General features: G+C 55.0%; 13 protein-coding genes. 4 read left to right on the top strand and 9 right to left on the bottom strand.

Features of this window, described 5'->3' with window-relative positions; translation table 11 throughout:
• Positions 1 to 4: 4 nt before the first annotated feature.
• Positions 5 to 940, bottom strand: coding sequence for an ABC transporter substrate-binding protein (locus MPRO_RS06925; protein ID WP_245635045.1), 936 nt, complete (start codon positions 938 to 940; stop codon positions 5 to 7).
• A 145-nt stretch (positions 941 to 1,085) separates the two neighbouring features.
• Positions 1,086 to 2,429 carry a glutamine synthetase family protein gene (locus tag MPRO_RS06920; RefSeq protein WP_067289322.1) on the bottom strand — a complete coding sequence of 448 codons (1,344 nt, stop codon included), beginning with the start codon at positions 2,427 to 2,429 and terminating at the stop codon, positions 1,086 to 1,088.
• 146 nt (positions 2,430 to 2,575) lie between these two features.
• Here MPRO_RS06920 and MPRO_RS06915 point away from each other — a divergent pair, with 146 nt between their 5' ends.
• Positions 2,576 to 3,871, top strand: coding sequence for an NAD(P)/FAD-dependent oxidoreductase (locus tag MPRO_RS06915; RefSeq protein ID WP_067289320.1), 1,296 nt, complete (start codon positions 2,576 to 2,578; stop codon positions 3,869 to 3,871).
• A gap of 149 nt (positions 3,872 to 4,020) precedes the next feature.
• Here the strand turns inward: MPRO_RS06915 and MPRO_RS25025 are convergent, their stop codons facing one another.
• The 6 genes from MPRO_RS25025 to MPRO_RS06895 form a co-directional block, all read right to left on the bottom strand.
• The gene (locus MPRO_RS25025; protein WP_082708507.1) at positions 4,021 to 6,537 is read right to left on the bottom strand and encodes a S8 family peptidase; all 2,517 of its coding nucleotides are present in this window, start codon (positions 6,535 to 6,537) and stop codon (positions 4,021 to 4,023) included.
• Between the two features lie 8 nt (positions 6,538 to 6,545).
• Positions 6,546 to 7,526, bottom strand: coding sequence for an AAA family ATPase (locus MPRO_RS06910; RefSeq protein WP_067289318.1), 981 nt, complete (start codon positions 7,524 to 7,526; stop codon positions 6,546 to 6,548).
• 153 nt (positions 7,527 to 7,679) lie between these two features.
• The gene (locus tag MPRO_RS26475; RefSeq protein WP_281177149.1) at positions 7,680 to 7,802 is read right to left on the bottom strand and encodes a hypothetical protein; all 123 of its coding nucleotides are present in this window, start codon (positions 7,800 to 7,802) and stop codon (positions 7,680 to 7,682) included.
• A gap of 112 nt (positions 7,803 to 7,914) precedes the next feature.
• Positions 7,915 to 8,373 (bottom strand): tellurite resistance TerB family protein, encoded by a 459-nt coding sequence (locus MPRO_RS06905; RefSeq protein ID WP_067289315.1) that lies wholly within the window; start codon positions 8,371 to 8,373, stop codon positions 7,915 to 7,917.
• Positions 8,374 to 8,727: 354 nt separating this feature from the next.
• Positions 8,728 to 9,693, bottom strand: coding sequence for an agmatinase (locus MPRO_RS06900; RefSeq protein ID WP_067289312.1), 966 nt, complete (start codon positions 9,691 to 9,693; stop codon positions 8,728 to 8,730).
• 174 nt (positions 9,694 to 9,867) lie between these two features.
• Positions 9,868 to 10,770, bottom strand: a complete 903-nt coding sequence (locus MPRO_RS06895) for a LysR family transcriptional regulator (RefSeq protein WP_227819990.1) — start codon at positions 10,768 to 10,770, stop codon at positions 9,868 to 9,870.
• A 161-nt stretch (positions 10,771 to 10,931) separates the two neighbouring features.
• Between MPRO_RS06895 and MPRO_RS06890 the strand changes: the two genes are divergently transcribed.
• The 3 genes from MPRO_RS06890 to MPRO_RS06880 all read left to right on the top strand — a co-directional run bounded on the left by MPRO_RS06890 (position 10,932) and on the right by MPRO_RS06880 (position 14,093).
• Complete coding sequence (locus MPRO_RS06890; RefSeq protein ID WP_067289304.1) at positions 10,932 to 11,948, top strand: TRAP transporter substrate-binding protein; 1,017 nt, start codon at positions 10,932 to 10,934, stop codon at positions 11,946 to 11,948.
• A gap of 147 nt (positions 11,949 to 12,095) precedes the next feature.
• Positions 12,096 to 12,794: a TRAP transporter small permease gene (locus MPRO_RS06885; RefSeq protein WP_369406725.1), complete on the top strand. Its 699-nt coding sequence runs from the start codon at positions 12,096 to 12,098 to the stop codon at positions 12,792 to 12,794.
• 18 nt (positions 12,795 to 12,812) lie between these two features.
• On the top strand, positions 12,813 to 14,093 hold the full coding sequence (locus tag MPRO_RS06880; RefSeq protein ID WP_067289301.1) for a TRAP transporter large permease: 1,281 nt from the start codon (positions 12,813 to 12,815) through the stop codon (positions 14,091 to 14,093).
• A gap of 112 nt (positions 14,094 to 14,205) precedes the next feature.
• On the opposite strand, the gene MPRO_RS06875 is transcribed toward MPRO_RS06880, so the two are convergent.
• A complete protein-coding gene (locus tag MPRO_RS06875) occupies positions 14,206 to 15,117 on the bottom strand; it encodes a LysR family transcriptional regulator (RefSeq protein WP_067289452.1) in 912 nt (303 codons plus the stop codon).
• Positions 15,118 to 15,220: the final 103 nt, after the last annotated feature.

Genomic DNA, 15,220 nt, shown 5'->3' with positions numbered 1-15,220 from the left:
CGGCCTAGTTAAACAGCCGGCTGGCCAGAGAGGCAGGCAATTGCGGCTGAGGAAAGGTTTGCGGGTACAGGCGCCAGGCCATTTCCCGCAGAATGTACTCACGGGCAAAGGGGCCGCCGCCTTCCTTCCAGTGCAGGCCCACCTCATACACGCGCCCCTGCTGCACGGCCTTCAGATAAGGCCATACCGGGTTGGCGGCATAGGCATGGCGGGTACTGGAGGCAAATATGAAGATCACATCAGGGTTCAGCGCCAGCAGTTGCTCCAGGCTGAGCTGGTAGCCAAAGGGGACCACTTGTTCTGGCGTGGGCGACGGGCCTATGCTGTTGGTCGCCTGCAGCCGGCGCAGCAGGTCAGTAGTCAGAAAGTGGTCGTAATAGGCAAAGGGCGCTTCGCCGCTGCCCGCCAGCAGCACGGCACTAATTCCACCGGGAGCCCGGCGGCCAAAATCCGCCACCAGCGCCTCGAAATCCGCATTCAGTGCCTGGCCTTCTGACGCCTTGCCCAGCGCCGTGGCAATGCCCGTCACCGCCCGCAGGCTGTCGTCATGACTGATCACATCGAAGGCATAGAAAGGTGCCAGGGCGCTGAGCTTTTGCGCACTGGGTTCGGTATAGCGGCGGATCGCCAGAATCAGATCAGGCTGCAGCGCCGACAGCAGCTCCAGATTGGTGCTGGCGCGCTGCCCCAGGCTCGGCACGCCCTCCATCAGCGGCCCGAGAAAGTCCGGTGTCGGACGATCGCCGAAGGTGGATGCCCCCGCCGGCGCAACCCCCAGGGCCACCAGGGTGTCGGCGGCGAAGGTCGAAATGGCGACCACTTTGCGGGCCTCGCTCTGAGGCTGGATCTCCTGTCCCCGGTCGTCGGTAATGGCCTGTGCTACCGTGCTCCAGAGCACCATTAGGCTCAGCAACGGCGCCACCAATACTGCAAATCGCATCCTTTACTCCCTCTCTGTCAAGGCGCAGGAGTATAAGATAAACAATAATGATTTGCATTAAGATTAGCGATATGGATTTTGGACCATCTGCTTTCACCTGCAAGCAGGTTGCCGAACCTGCGAACCCAGATCAACCATATGTCGATCACACCCGCAGCAGCAGGTGCTCGCGCTCCCAGGAGCTGATGACCTTGTTGAAGGCTTCGTATTCCGCCAGTTTCACGGCGACATAGGCCCGAACAAAACGCTCACCCAGAATCGCCTGCAGCGGTTCGCAACCTGATAACAGCCGCAGCCCCTCCTCCAGGGTGCGGGCAATCTCGACCCGGCTGTTGGCGCCATAGGCACTGCCCTGGGTGGGGGCCGAAGGTTGCAACTGCTCTTTAAGCCCCAGATAGCCACAGGCCAGGGACAGGGCGATGGCCAGATAAGGGTTGGCATCGGCGCCGGCAAAACGGTTCTCGACCCGGGTGGATTCGGGTGTGCTCTGGGGCACCCGCAGCCCGGTGGTGCGGTTATCCAGCCCCCACTGCAGGTTGATGGGCGCGGCTATATCCGGCACGAAGCGGCGGTACGAATTCACATTGGGGGCGAAGAAGCTGATCGCCGCCGGCACGTACTTCTGCAGCCCACCCAGGTAGTGATAGAGCGCCTCGCTGAGGCCGCCCTCCGGGGTAGCGAAGATATTCTCACCGCTGGCGATATCCTGCAGGCTCTGGTGAATATGCAGCGCACTGCCGGGTTCATGCTCCATCGGCTTGGCCATGAAGGTGGCGTAGATATCGTGCTGCAGCGCCGTTTCGCGCAGGGTGCGCTTGAAGGTGAACACCTGGTCGGCCAGCGCCAGGGCATCGCCGTGCTTGAAGTTGATCTCCATCTGGCCGGCGCCCGACTCGTGAATCAGGGTATCCACATCCAGCTGCTGCAGTTCGCAGTAGCGGTACAGGGTATCGATAATGGGGTCGAACTCGTTCACCGCATCGATGCTGTAGGACTGGCGCGCACTCTCGGTACGGCCGGAGCGCCCGATCGGCGCCTTGAGCTCGTAGTCCGGGTCCAGATTCTTCTGCACCAGATAGAACTCCACCTCCGGCGCCACCACCGGCCTCAGGCCTTCTGCCTCGTACAGCGCCAGCACCCGGCGCAGCACACTGCGGGTCGCCAGCGGATGCAGCTCACCCTGCATGTCGTAGCAGTCGTGAATCAGCTGGGCCGTCGGCTCCTTGGCCCAAGGCGCCAGGCGCAGCGTGGTCGGGTCTGGCTGCAGCACCATGTCCCGGTCGGCAGGGTCCACCAATTGATCGTGCTCGCGGGACCAGTCGCCGGTCACCGTCTGGATCAGAATGCTTTCAGGCAGGCGGGCATTCTGCTCGGCGATAAACTTGCGCGTGGGCAGAAACTTGCCGCGGGCATTGCCGGTCATGTCCGGCACCAGGCATTCAATCTCGCTTATATTGTGTTGCTGCAGAAACTGCTCAATCGTATCCATCGCGCACCGTCCAGAGAAGTGTCCATACCCATTTCAGTGTATGACAAGATTCTGCCCAGGGAGCTGTCAAACAGACGATTTATGGCCATAGTATGCTGATAAGAAAGCGTTTTTTTGCCCTCCCTTCCCCAGGAGACCCGGACCCTATGCACGACACCGGCTTTGCCGCCTCCTATTACGCCGCCAGCGCTCACTCAGTTGACCCCTGGCCGACACTGCAGGGCGAAGTGCAGGCCGATGTCTGCATCATAGGCGCCGGCTACACCGGTCTGTCGACGGCGCTGCATCTGCGCGAGCAGGGTTACAGCGTGGTGGTACTGGAAGCGGCGCGCGTGGCCCAGGGCGCCTCGGGGCGTAACGGTGGCCAGGTGTGCGTCGGCCTGAACCTGGGCCAACATGAACTGGAAGCCTGGCTCGGGGCCGAACATGCGCAGCAACTGTGGGGGTTGTCCGTTGAGGCGGTGGCACTGGTAAAAGACCTGATCGCACGCCACAACATCCATTGCGATCTGAAAGCCGGCATCCTGCACACGGCCTTCAAGCCCTCCCATGTAGGCCCAATGCAGCGCGAAACCGAGCATCTGCAACAGCACTACGGCTACCAGGGCCTGCGGTTCGTACCCAGGGATGAGTTGCGCACTATGCTTGGCACCGAACGCTACCAGGGTGCCCAGCTGTTTACGGATGCCCTGCATCTGCATCCGCTCAATTACGCCCTGGGTCTGGCCCAGGCGGCACGGGCCAAGGGCGTGCAGATATTTGAAAACAGCCCTGTGCTTGATTACCAACATGAAGGCAGTAGCAACGAGAACGCCCAGATAAACACAGCCCAGGGCTCGGTACGGGCAAAGACTCTGGTGCTGGCCTGTAATGGTTATCTGGGTGCACTGGAGCCGCGCATTGCCGGCAAGATCATGCCCATCAACAACTTTATTCTGGCCACCGAGCCCCTGGGTAAAGACCTCGCCCGCAGCCTGATTCGGGATGATGTAGCGGTGGCCGACTCGAAATTCGTGGTGAATTACTTCCGCCTGACACCAGACAATCGTCTGCTGTTCGGCGGCGGCGAAAACTACCGCAGCCGCTTCCCGGCGGACATCCCCGCCTTTGTGCGCAAGCACCTGCTGCAGGTGTACCCGCAGCTTGAAAGCACCCGCATCGACTACGCCTGGGGCGGCACCCTGGCCATCACCCGCAACCGCATGCCCTTCTTTCGCCGCCTCGACAGCAATCTCTATGTGGCCCAGGGCTACTCCGGCCACGGCATCGCCCTGGCGACGCTCGGCGGCAAGCTGATCAGCGATGCCATCAGCGGCTCATCCGAAGGCTTCGACATCCTGGCCCGCGTCCCCAGCCCAGGTTTTCCCGGCGGCACCCTGTTGCGCTGGCCGGCGCTGGTCGCCGGCATGTTGTATTACCAATTGCGGGATAGGTTAAGCTGATTTTAAAACGGCAACCGGAGGTTAAATTCCAGTTAGTGACGGTGGTTATTTATAATTATTGGAGTATATCCGCTGCAGAGAAGCAGCGACGTGAATAAATTCTTAACTTAAAATGAAATAAATCTAAAAAATTACAAATGAAGACTTCATTATACTTCAATCGGTATTTGAATTTCGGTCTCAACCATCGTTTCAATAATTGAATATATATCCACATCTTGATTAGGAACTTCGACACTGACTAGCAAACTATAACGCACGTCATTAGTCCATCTATCTTCTGCAGTTCGATACTTCCACCAACCTCCTACGGGGTACACAGCAATTGTATACATATCTGCTAATGACTGAGCATCACCAGTCCATGTATCAGTGTGCAGAGAGCCTCTTTTTCTTAAATGAGGGCCAAGATGCCACCCATCACTATCACCTTCTGGGCCATGATAGTTCTCAATATTAGCAAGACCATTCACAAAGGCTCTAAAATTTGGAAGTGATTGCCCTGGCCTAATTACTTCAAATCGTAAGCCGTGAGATTGATAGCTATAACGTTGTTTGTAACCCCTACGGCCAGGGCTTGGTTCGATGAAGTAAGACAGCGTAATTTTTAGCTTAACTTCCAGTTCTGGAGGAAGGCTTTGTAGTGCCTCAATGGGCCACGGAAGTTGATAAAGCTGCATCTCATTTAAATTCGGATCAGTAGATGCACTTGCGGTAGTCGCCTTAGTGAAAGGCGTGATTGTATTTTCAGCTATCAAGGTCAGGGCATGATCAGCACTGTAGCGCGCCCTATCTAAGCTTGTAACGCCATGCCCAACGGTCCGCAGCATAGTTTCTTTCGCTACTTTATGGGAATGGAGCCGTTGTAGGCTTCCATAGCGCTCCCACATCCGAGGGGTCCACTCAGCAGCATGTACGATTAACCCGCGAATAGTTTCTGGCCAATACGCAGGATACTCTGACATCAAAATTGCTGCTTGCCGTGAAACTAGAGCTGTTGCTGCACTTGTATCAGTATTAACCTCAAACAAATCGCCTGAAGTTTTACCCGACGTTGTCAGTAACGAAACTGATTCGGCATTACTAACCTCTGTTTGGTCAGGAGAAATTAAACGATTTCCACCTTCAGCAACAACATCAGGCTTATAAGGTGCTTGTTTTATCCAGCCCCAGTTGACTGCAGAACGTGTAGCAGGCGACGCATCACCAGCTCGCGCTATAGGCGCCCAACCAGAAAACGTAGGATCATCATTAGTAGTTAATTCAGTATAGGCGCCCACCGTTATAGCATTCCAAGACTGAGCAGGATCTTCAATTTCTGATAAATGGATTTGATCCCAAAAATCCGGATATACTCCAAGATTTCTAATATTTCCAGTGGAGATAACGAATAGCCTACGATATCCGTCAAACATTCCAGAGGTATAAAGGTCTATTTCAGCTGACCATGAGCTTGGCTGGCCCCCTAAATCTTCTGGACTGGCAGTTACTGCCAGAGAGTAAACGCGAGGTAAGTTTGGATTAGATGCTTCAATTTTAGCTGCGGTGCCAACAGTGATAGCGCCATACAACTCAGGGTCGTTTGAACTAATAGGAGGTAAAATCCTAGCCGATTCAATACAGTGAGATAAACGTATACTCCCCGTACTTACGAGTGCTTCCTGTAGATTTCCAAAAAGAGCCAAACCAGCCTGCAAAGATCCATGATCATGGTAGGGTGCATGGAATGAGTATGTATCAAAATGAGGCCAATTAGGATTCCAGCACTCAGCCATATCAGGGAGGATTCCATAGCATAATAGGGGGTGGTGATAATTCACCCCAGAATCCATAATACAAACTGAACTCGTATACACCTCGGGAATCTCCAGTCTCTCAACGAGACTATCAACCCATTCTTGCTGCTCTTTAGGGGCTGAGTGGAGAAGAACATTTGGTGTTTCCTTCGCTTTGCGTAGTTCCTCAAGGTTGCCAATTAAAGAAGTGGCCGATTCGAGTTGATTAACCGATGCTTTGATTAAAAATACGGAGCTATCAAAAAAATGTTGTGCAGTATTACCTAAGACGGCATCAATTCTTAAAGAAAGCAATTTGGCTACTTGCTTTGTATTTTCCTCTAGCCTTCCTTTTAACCACAATTCCCACCAAACAGCTTGATTAGAATCTTGCGGAAAATCACTAGCCGAATCAGTCCAAAAAGATCGTATATTTGCAAGTCTAACCTCCGAAATACTACCAATCAACTTGTGGTTTTTCGGCTTATCCCCTTTTTTATTTTTGAAGTTAATGTACTGTTCAACTTTATTCTGAAATGTTTTTCTTCGTAACTCCGGGATGAAGACGATCGCTATGTGTCTGCCATCATCGGTTTTCTTAACAGCTCTCAGTTTAAAATCTCTCGAGGTATCTAGGCTGTCTAATGGAAGCTCAGAATCTTCAAATGATATTATTTCTACATATATACCTTTTTCTTCAGTAATTGCGTCTTCATCAGGAGCACGCTGCTCATATGTATTAAGAATCTGTAAAAATTGATCAGATAACATCTTTCCGTGAACTGCTGTATTTCGTAGAGGAACCTCACTGCCTCTAGCACTTCCACGAGAGCGAAAAACTTCCGGAGTGAAATAGTTATTAACGTTTAAATGGGGCTTCCTAGTTGCCATTTCAATCCTTATTGATATTGTGGATGTCGTCTTTTTACAGCAGTGAGAGCCAATTCTGTATTAATATAAGTGTCATGATGAAGTACAGCTTCCTTCGCCGCATCTTCACAAGCACGCGTAACCTCTGCCGAGCTTAAGCCTTCAGCTTCTTTTTCAATTGACCGCCAATCAAGATGTGAGAGATCAAACATTGACAAGCGATTTTCGATAATAATTCTAATCTGACCACTTTTAGGCTTTTCAAATCGGATATTATCGTCAAATCTTCTATACAAGGCTTTATCTAGAAGCTCGGGGTGATTAGTTGCCGCAATAATCAAACTTTCAGAACTATCTTGCTCTACAAATAACAAAAAAGAGTTCAAAACTCGTCGTATCTCACCCACATCATTATTCGATCCACGTTGTGTTCCAATTGAATCGAACTCGTCAAAAAGGTAAACAGCCCTAGTCTGCTTAATATGATCAAATATTAGCCTTAGCTTAGCAGCGGTCTCTCCCATAAACCGGGTGATAAGATTATCCAGAACGATAGTGTACAGTGGAAGTTTTAGTTCAGTAGCCAGTACCGCTGCTGACATAGTTTTTCCAGTTCCAGGAGATCCGGTAAAAAGCAACTTTCGACGCGGATGAAGTCCAAATTTCGCTAACTTATCTTTTTGCCTCTGCTCGAGAATTACTTTATCCAATCGATCTTGAATTTCATCAGATAATACGAGTAAATTACGATGAACCTGAGGGTGCGTAAGTTCAAGTAAGCCCGAAAGGTCACTCTTTACCTTTTGAACGATAGATGTTGGTCGCGCTGGAACTGCTGAAACATGAGATTTCTGAGATATTTCAATCATCTCTTTAATCTCGCAAGCCAATTTTGTGTGACCTTGCCTAGCTTCCCTAGCAGCCATCTGCAGCGCAATAGAATAGAAACGCTGATCATCTTTATCAACGTGACTTTTCATTAACGCTTTTATTTGTGCCGCCGTAGCCATAATTAAAACTTCTTACTTAAATAGTCACAATCATCAGTGATTGTGTAAGGTAATGAAACAGTACTAAATTCCTTCATATGATAGACCGAATGCCTTCTAAAGTCTCTCATCACGTTATATCAGCACTTGAGAAGCCGAGAAAAAACACAGCTGCTATTCTACCGTCACAAACTTTACCAAATTGCGGGGCTGATCGACGTCGGTGCCCTTGAGTACGGCGACCTGGTAGGGCTGCAGCGGCAGAGTGTAGACGATGGGCTCTAGGATACCCGGCATCGGAGGCCGCTCCAGCACCTGCACGCCCTCTTCCGGCTGGGCTTTCGCAGGTTGACCTTGAACCAGGAGGCATCACGGATCGCATGGACTGGGTGCCCCGTACGCCAAGCCGTCAGCTCGGCGTTTCGGCCCGGAGTTTTGCGGCTATAAAGTCCCCGTGGGACACATAAATCAGGTCGGCGATGCGGCGAATGACATGCTCTTCGTAATGATGCAGTTCACCGTCGGCGAAGGCGATGTGCCAAAGATTTTCGATCAGCGCCACCTTTTCCCGCGGCGTGCAGATCTCGTTGAGGCGTGAGGTAAAACGAAAGTAGTCGGTGGACTGCTGATGTGCTTTTTCAGCTTGCTGCAGCAGTTGCGCGGCGTCTGCGGCATTGAGCCCGAAACTGCGCTGCACGATCGCCAGCAGTATCTCCCGCTCCTGCGGCCGGTCTTCGTAGTCGCACGCTATCACCTCCACCATCAGCGCTGCCGATGCCAGGGAAACATCGTCTTGCGGCATCACGCCGGCGTTTGTGTCCCCCAGCTGAAACACCTCGGTCAACGCGGCTTTAAGTCTGTTCAGCATCACTGTTCCTCCTAAGTACCGCAACGGAAAGTAGCGCAGTGGACTCAAGCTGTAGCAGAAAAGTTCATTGCAACGCGGTTGCGGGACCGGTCGCGCTGATATGGGTGAACGCCTGGCCCACAACCAAAAATGGCCCCTGGAAAACCAGGGGCCATGAAAAAACCTAGAGCCTAGCAGCCTGTCGGGCTGCCTGGAGCCTGTCGGGCTTAGCCGATCGTAGCGAGGGGAAGACCGCTCTGAGTCGGTTTTTGAGCTCTTTTGCGGCGAATAGTGGTTCTATTTAACAAGAAAGAGCTCAAAAAATGGCCAGAGTCGGCTTTTCCGCAGTAGATCAGTGTTAAGTCCGGCAGGCTCCTAACCCTGCTTGCGCAGCTGACGACCGTGGAAGACATAGCCGATCAGGTTCATCAGTACCTGGGCGGCAAGGACGCTGGTCGAACCGGTCTGGTCGTAGTCCGGCGCTACTTCACACAGGTCGATACCGACCACTTCGCCGCTGAGCGCCACGCCCTGCAGCACTTCCATCACTTCGTAGTAGGTAAAGCCACCGTGGCTCGGAGTGCCCGTGCCCGGCGCGATGGACGGATCGAAACCGTCGATATCGATGGTGATGTAGTAGTTCACGCCCTTGGGAATCAGGTCCAGTACGCCCTGGGTACCCAAACGGCGCACGTCGCGCACCGACAGTATGGTCGAACCCACAGATTCGGCTTCCTTGTGGTCAGCGCGGTTGGACGAGGACACATTGCGGATGCCCAGCTGGGTCATGCCGGTAATGAATTCCTGCTCGGAGGCACGGCGAAGCGGGTTGCCGTGGCCAAAACGCACACCGTGGCGCTCGTCGACGAAGTCCAGGTGGGCATCGATCTGGATGATGTGCATCGGACCGCGGCCTTCAAAGGCACGGATGCAGGGCGCGTTGACGGAATGATCACCGCCCACAATCACCGGCAGCGCACCGGACTCGAGAATCTTGCGCACACCGTATTCGATGTTGGCATGGCTCTTCTCGGTGTTGGTGTGCACCATGTCGGCATCACCGATATCGACAATATCGACGCCTTCGAGGTACATGACGTCGTCTTCATAGGAGTAGGCACCGCTATGACCGAACGAGAACAGCGTGGACGCCTCGCGGATGGAACGCGGTCCCATGCGGGCACCGGAACGCCACTGGGTACCGCAATCGAAGGGCGCGCCCATGAACGCCACATCAGCCTTGATGTTGTCCCAGTCTTCGCAGGTACGGTTCTTGCCAAAAGTGCAGAATCCGACAAACGGCAGGTTCAAACGGCCCTTTTCGTAGGTATTTTCGCTCATAGCAGGTGACCTCTGTCTGTTCTCGGTCAGCGACCGATTTTATTGTTTCGCAGCCCCCGGCACCGGTTAAAAAGTGATCGGGCTGCTTTCGACAGGGGCAGTATTGCAAAAGCGATTGCATCAAAAAATACAAATTACAGAATGTTCATATCACGATTTTTGATGCAATTAACGTCAAGTCTGCGCCTGCGCCTCCAGCGCCGCTTCGATATCCTTGACGAAGACCTGCACAATATTCTGCGGCGCCGGCGATGCCCGCACCGCCAGGCTGAACTCGGAGTTCCAGCACAGATCCAGGTGATCAAAGGCGCGCATGTCGCCGGATTCGACCCACTGCTGGGCATAGTGGCTGGGCAGAAAGCCGAGAAAACTGCCGCTGGTGATCAGTATCGCCTGGGCCTCCATATTGGAAACAAAAGCCACATTGCGGCTCTTCTTGATGTTCTGCAGATCGGCATGCTGCAGATAGGTGCGGGACGAAATCGGATACTGCCGGATGGTCTCGATGCTGACCTGCTCATCCGGTAACCCGAACAGGGGATGCCGGCGGCCACAGTAGAAACTGTGCTGCTCGTAACACAGATGCCGATAGGTCACCGCCGTACTGCGGTTCTGAAACAACCCTATGGCCAGGTGGATATTGCCGGTCAGCAGCTCGCGCTCAAGATCTTCCGGCGCCAACACCAGCAGCTTGATCGAGACATCGTTCGGCCGGCTGTAGAAACGGTGGATCGCATCGGCGATCGGCAGCGTCTGGTTGGTAATGACGTTGTCGACCAGCCCCACCCGCAGGGTTCCCGTCAGGGTATTGCGCAGCTCACCCAGGTCGGCTTCAAAATCCGAGATGGAATTGAGCATCTCCCGACAGCGGCGGTACACGACCTCGCCTTTTTCCGTCAGGCTAAAGCCACTGCGACCCCGCAGGCAGAGCGGGAAACCCAGCCGGATCTCGAAATCGCGGATATGGGTACTGATGGCCGGCTGACTCATGCCCAGCGCAGACTGCGCGCCCACGAAGCCGCCATACTCTACGACCGTACAAAAGGTCTGCATATGCTTCATCGAATAGGCGGACATGGGGCACCTCCGGTTCAGGCACGTTAAGGACATGAAGCCTAATACATCACGTTATCAAATATAAACATATCAATGTTTGTATTTTTAGATGGATAGCCATTTGTAATACTGGCCCTGTTACAAACCGATTCAGAAAAATAAAACGAACGGGGTAGTCCACCATGCTAATGCTCAAGAAACTGCTTAAAGGCGCCGCGCTCTCGGCCGCCATCGCCCTGACGCCGATGCAGGCCCAGGCCGAAGAATGGAAATTCGCCATTGAAGAAATTCCGGGCTCGATCATGGACAGCTACGCCCAGGAGTTCAAGCAACGCATCGAAGCCAAGACCAACGGCGATGTCACCGTCAAGATCTACCCCCTCGGCACCCTGGGCACGCCCACCGAACTGGTCGAACAGGTCGCCGATGGCGTGGTGCAGTTCGCCAATGTTTCAGTCGGCAACCTGGGCACCATAGTGCCTGAATCCCAGATATTCCTGCTCACCTACACCCTGCCATCCGATTCGGCCTCGGTCTCGAAACTGCTCGGCTCCAGCCCGGTGATCTACGACCAGCTTGGCGAAGACTTCGAAAAAAAGGGCCTGAAGCTGCACCGCCTCTACTCCGAGGGGCCCCAGGTCTGGACCACCAACCGCGACATCCGCAGCCCGGCCGACTTCGACAACTTCAAGATGCGGGTCATGGTCTCGCCCATTCTGCTGCAGGCCTATGAAGACCTAGGTGCCAGCCCGACACCCCTGGCCTTCGGCGAGGTCTACGGCGCCCTGCAGCTCAAGCAGGTCGACGGCCAGGTCAACCCGGTCTCGGCCATCGAGGAAATGAAGTTCTATGAAGTCACCGACTACATGATCTGGGCCGGCGAACAGGAACTGGTGACCTCGGTCCTGTCCGGTACCGACTGGTACGAAACCCTGAGCCCGGCGCGCCAGCAGCTGGTCAGCGACACCACTGCCGAACTGCAGGACTATATCCACGGTATCGTCGATCGCTTCAACGCCGAGAAACTCGAAAAGATCAAGGCTGCACGCCCCGAGATCAAGATGGTGCAGCTGAGCGACGCAGAACGCGCCGCCTTTCGTGAACGCAGCCAGGCCACCCATGCCGCCTACGTCGATATCGTCGGTGATCGCGGCCAGTCCCTGCTGGATGCCCTGCTGGCCGAAGTCGAAGCGCTCTGACAGGGAGCCCGTCCATTGAGGTGCGGGCCCATCGGCAGCACCTCCCTTGCCTTTCCCAATGCCAAAGCGCCACCGATCAGCACTGCTAATTTATATAGCGGAGTCCCTGGTTTCAGGTCCCGCACCCTGGTGCAGGAGACATCACCCATGAGCCAACAAGACATGACAACCCATCAGGCCAATGCCCAGAGGACGACTATGCGATCCTCCCGCTCCATCGCCAGCCGCCTTTTCACGCTGCTCGACGCGGTTATCGGCAAGGCTGAAATGTATGTGCTGGGCTGGGGCATCATTATCATGGCCCTGAACACCATCGCCAACGTATTTGGCCGCTACCTGTTCTCCCAGAGCATCTACTTCACCGAAGAGCTCAACGAATTCCTCATCGTAATCATCACCTTCATGGGGCTGGGCTATGTGACCCGCAAAGGCCGCCATATCCGCATGTCGGCGCTCTATGATGTGCTGCCGGCACGGGCCCGCAAGCTGCTGATGATTCTGATTGCCGCGGTCACCGCCGTGGCCATGCTGGCACTCGCCTGGTATGCCTTCGAGTATGTCGCCAAGATTGCCCGCCGCGGCCGCGTGACGCCAGCACTGCAATTCCCGCTCTACCTGACCTATGTCTGGGTGGTACTCGGCTTTCTGGTCACCGGCATCCAGTACCTGCTGACCGTATTCAAGAACCTCGACCTGGCCGATACGGATGTTTACATCTCCTACAGCACCGTCGATGCCTACGAAGACCCGGAAATTAGCGAGGTGATGCACCTCTACAACCAGGACCACCCAGCCGAGGATGACACGGGACAGGCACCAGCGAATAACGACAACAACACACGATAACGACAGGAGCGCCCCGCCATGTCCCTGGTAATGCTTGGTATCATGCTTGTACTGCTGCTCGCAGGCTTCCCAATGATGATGCCCCTGCTGGCCGCCACAGTCGCGGCCTTCATTTTCTACCTGCCGGACCTCAGCCTGCAGCTGGTGGTGCAGCAGATGATCGGCGGCGTCAAACCCGCCGCACTGATCGCGGTACCCATGTTTATCCTCGCCGCCGATATCATCACCCGCGGCCATTCGGCCGATCGCCTGGTGGATGTGGTGATGCGCTTTATGGGCCATATCCGTGGCGGCCTGGCGGTTTCCGTCACCGCCGCCTGTGCCCTGTTCGGAGCCGTCTGTGGCTCGACCCAGGCCACGGTGGTGGCCGTGGGCGGTGCCATGCGCCCGCGCATGCTCAAGGCCGGCTATAACGACAGCTTTTCCATCGCCCTGATAATCAATGCCGCGGACCTGGCCTACCTGATCCCGCCGTCGATCGGCATGATCATCTATGGCGTGATTTCCGGCACCTCCATCTCGGAGCTGTTTATCGCCGGTATTGGCCCCGGGCTGCTGATCATCGCGCTCTTCTCGGCCTACTGCATCTGGTACGCCAAAAAGCACAATATCCCGGTCGAACCCAAAGCCAGCTGGGGTGAGCGCATGACCTCGGTGCGCCGTGCCATCTGGCCGCTGGGCTTTCCCGCCATCGTCGTTGGCGGCATCTATGGCGGCATCTTCAGCCCGACCGAGGCCGCGGCCATCTGCGTACTCTACGCCCTGATACTGGAAACCCTGGTGTTCCGCTCCATCAAGCTGCGCGAGATCTTCGATATCGCCCTGTCGACGGGCGCCGTCACCTCGGTGGTCTTTATCCTGATCGCCGCTGGCGCGGCCTTCTCCTGGGTGCTGTCCTATGCGCAGATTCCGCAGCAGCTTATCGCCGCCATCGGGCTGGAAGGCGCCGGCCCCATCATGACCCTGGTCGCGCTCAACATCGCCTTTTTCGTCGGCTGCATGTTCGTCGACTCCATCGTCGTGATCCTGATCCTGGTGCCGATCTTCGCCCCCCTGATCAAGGCCGCCGGTCTCGACCCGGTGCTGGTCGGCGTACTGATCACGCTGCAGGTCGCCATCGGCGCCGCCACGCCACCCTTTGGCTGCAACATCTTCACCGCCGTAGCGGTGTTCCGCCGCCCCTTCATGGACGTGATCCGCGGCGTACCGCCCTTCCTGATAATCCTGTTCGCTGCCACGGTACTGATTGTCGCCTTCCCGCCCATCGCGCTCTTCCTGCGGGACCTGGCGTTTCGGTAAGCCTGTTGCAAGAAATATCGGCACGCTCTAAAAACCTGCCCCGGCTTTGCGGCCGGGGCAGGGTTCATGTATTTAGGTTCGTCAGAGTCATCGGGTAAGGCGTTAAAGCCGGCTAGCCATTCTCGCTTATAGACCGGCGAATAAAGTCGATAACGGCGCTTATATTGCGAGGCTGATGCTCCAGTTTTTTCCACACGCAGCCGACGTCCATCGTGGGTAATTTATCGTCAAGATCCCGCCGAATAATGCGACGGCCATCCAGGGATATCGGCCGGTACACCAGATCCGACAGGATCGTCACCCCCTGCCCCAGCGCCACGAGACTGCGCACGGCCTCCAGGGAGCTGCTCTTGAAATGGACCTTGGGTTCCAGGCCTTGCGCGCCCCAGTATCGGTTCACCGTTGAAACGTGCTCATCCATATCGAGCAGGATATAGTCGGCCCGGGCGATATCCTCGAGCCCCAGGCTTTGCGGGTATTGCAGCGGGCTGTCGCTGTGCAGCCAGAGTCGCCTGGGCGAACGAAGCATGGTTTCATATTCGAGCTCCGCCCGGCCTTCCATATTGGATACAAGGATAAAAGCCAGATCGAACTCCTGCGCCATCAACCCTTTTTCAATACTGCTCCTGTCACGCTCAATCATCTCGATTTGCAGGTTGGGAAAGTGCCGGGATAACGCACTCACCAGCATGGGAATCAGGTACGCCGATATGGTTTCGGTGACGCCGATGCGCACCCGCCCGGACAGGTCATCCGGCGAGTGGCGGATTTCTTCGACGGCTTCCTCGACACCCGCCACGATGCCCTGTGCCTTGCGCATGAAACGCTCACCGGCCCCCGTCAGGTTCACGCCCTTAGCGTGGCGCTCAAAGAGTTGCGCACCGAGGCTGCGCTCAAGGTTTTTCAGTGCAATGGTCATTGAGGACTGGGATACGTGACAGCGCAGCGCCGCCCGGGAAACCTGTCCGGTTTCCGCCAGTGCCACTAGATACTCGAGTTGTCGCAGGGTGATACCGCTAGACATATTGTTTTTTTCAATATTCATTGATTCAAAATATATATTAGCAATACAAGTGTGCTCCGGATAGCGTGATGGGTATCAGACCTAACGCGAGACCGGAGATCCC

The organism is Marinobacterium profundum (assembly GCF_001528745.1).
Taxonomy (GTDB): Bacteria; Pseudomonadota; Gammaproteobacteria; order Pseudomonadales; family Balneatricaceae; genus Marinobacterium_A; species Marinobacterium_A profundum.
The sequence above is the reverse complement of the archived record's forward strand: the minus strand, read 5'-3'. Positions and strand labels throughout refer to the sequence as shown.

Bases quoted from the DNA above. Each gene is read 5' to 3' on its own strand.
- MPRO_RS06890 (WP_067289304.1), top strand. From the start codon at position 10,932: ATGCTAATGCTCAAGAAACTGCTTAAAGGCGCCGCGCTCTCGGCCGCC.
- MPRO_RS06885 (WP_369406725.1), top strand. From the start codon at position 12,096: ATGAGCCAACAAGACATGACAACCCATCAGGCCAATGCCCAGAGGACG.
- MPRO_RS06910 (WP_067289318.1), bottom strand. From the start codon at position 7,526: ATGGCTACGGCGGCACAAATAAAAGCGTTAATGAAAAGTCACGTTGAT.
- MPRO_RS06915 (WP_067289320.1), top strand. From the start codon at position 2,576: ATGCACGACACCGGCTTTGCCGCCTCCTATTACGCCGCCAGCGCTCAC.
- MPRO_RS06925 (WP_245635045.1), bottom strand. From the start codon at position 940: ATGCGATTTGCAGTATTGGTGGCGCCGTTGCTGAGCCTAATGGTGCTC.
- MPRO_RS06875 (WP_067289452.1), bottom strand. From the start codon at position 15,117: ATGTCTAGCGGTATCACCCTGCGACAACTCGAGTATCTAGTGGCACTG.
- MPRO_RS06895 (WP_227819990.1), bottom strand. From the start codon at position 10,770: ATGTCCGCCTATTCGATGAAGCATATGCAGACCTTTTGTACGGTCGTA.
- MPRO_RS06920 (WP_067289322.1), bottom strand. From the start codon at position 2,429: ATGGATACGATTGAGCAGTTTCTGCAGCAACACAATATAAGCGAGATT.
- MPRO_RS06900 (WP_067289312.1), bottom strand. From the start codon at position 9,693: ATGAGCGAAAATACCTACGAAAAGGGCCGTTTGAACCTGCCGTTTGTC.
- MPRO_RS26475 (WP_281177149.1), bottom strand. From the start codon at position 7,802: ATGCCGGGTATCCTAGAGCCCATCGTCTACACTCTGCCGCTGCAGCCC.
- MPRO_RS06880 (WP_067289301.1), top strand. From the start codon at position 12,813: ATGTCCCTGGTAATGCTTGGTATCATGCTTGTACTGCTGCTCGCAGGC.
- MPRO_RS06905 (WP_067289315.1), bottom strand. From the start codon at position 8,373: ATGCTGAACAGACTTAAAGCCGCGTTGACCGAGGTGTTTCAGCTGGGG.
- MPRO_RS25025 (WP_082708507.1), bottom strand. From the start codon at position 6,537: ATGGCAACTAGGAAGCCCCATTTAAACGTTAATAACTATTTCACTCCG.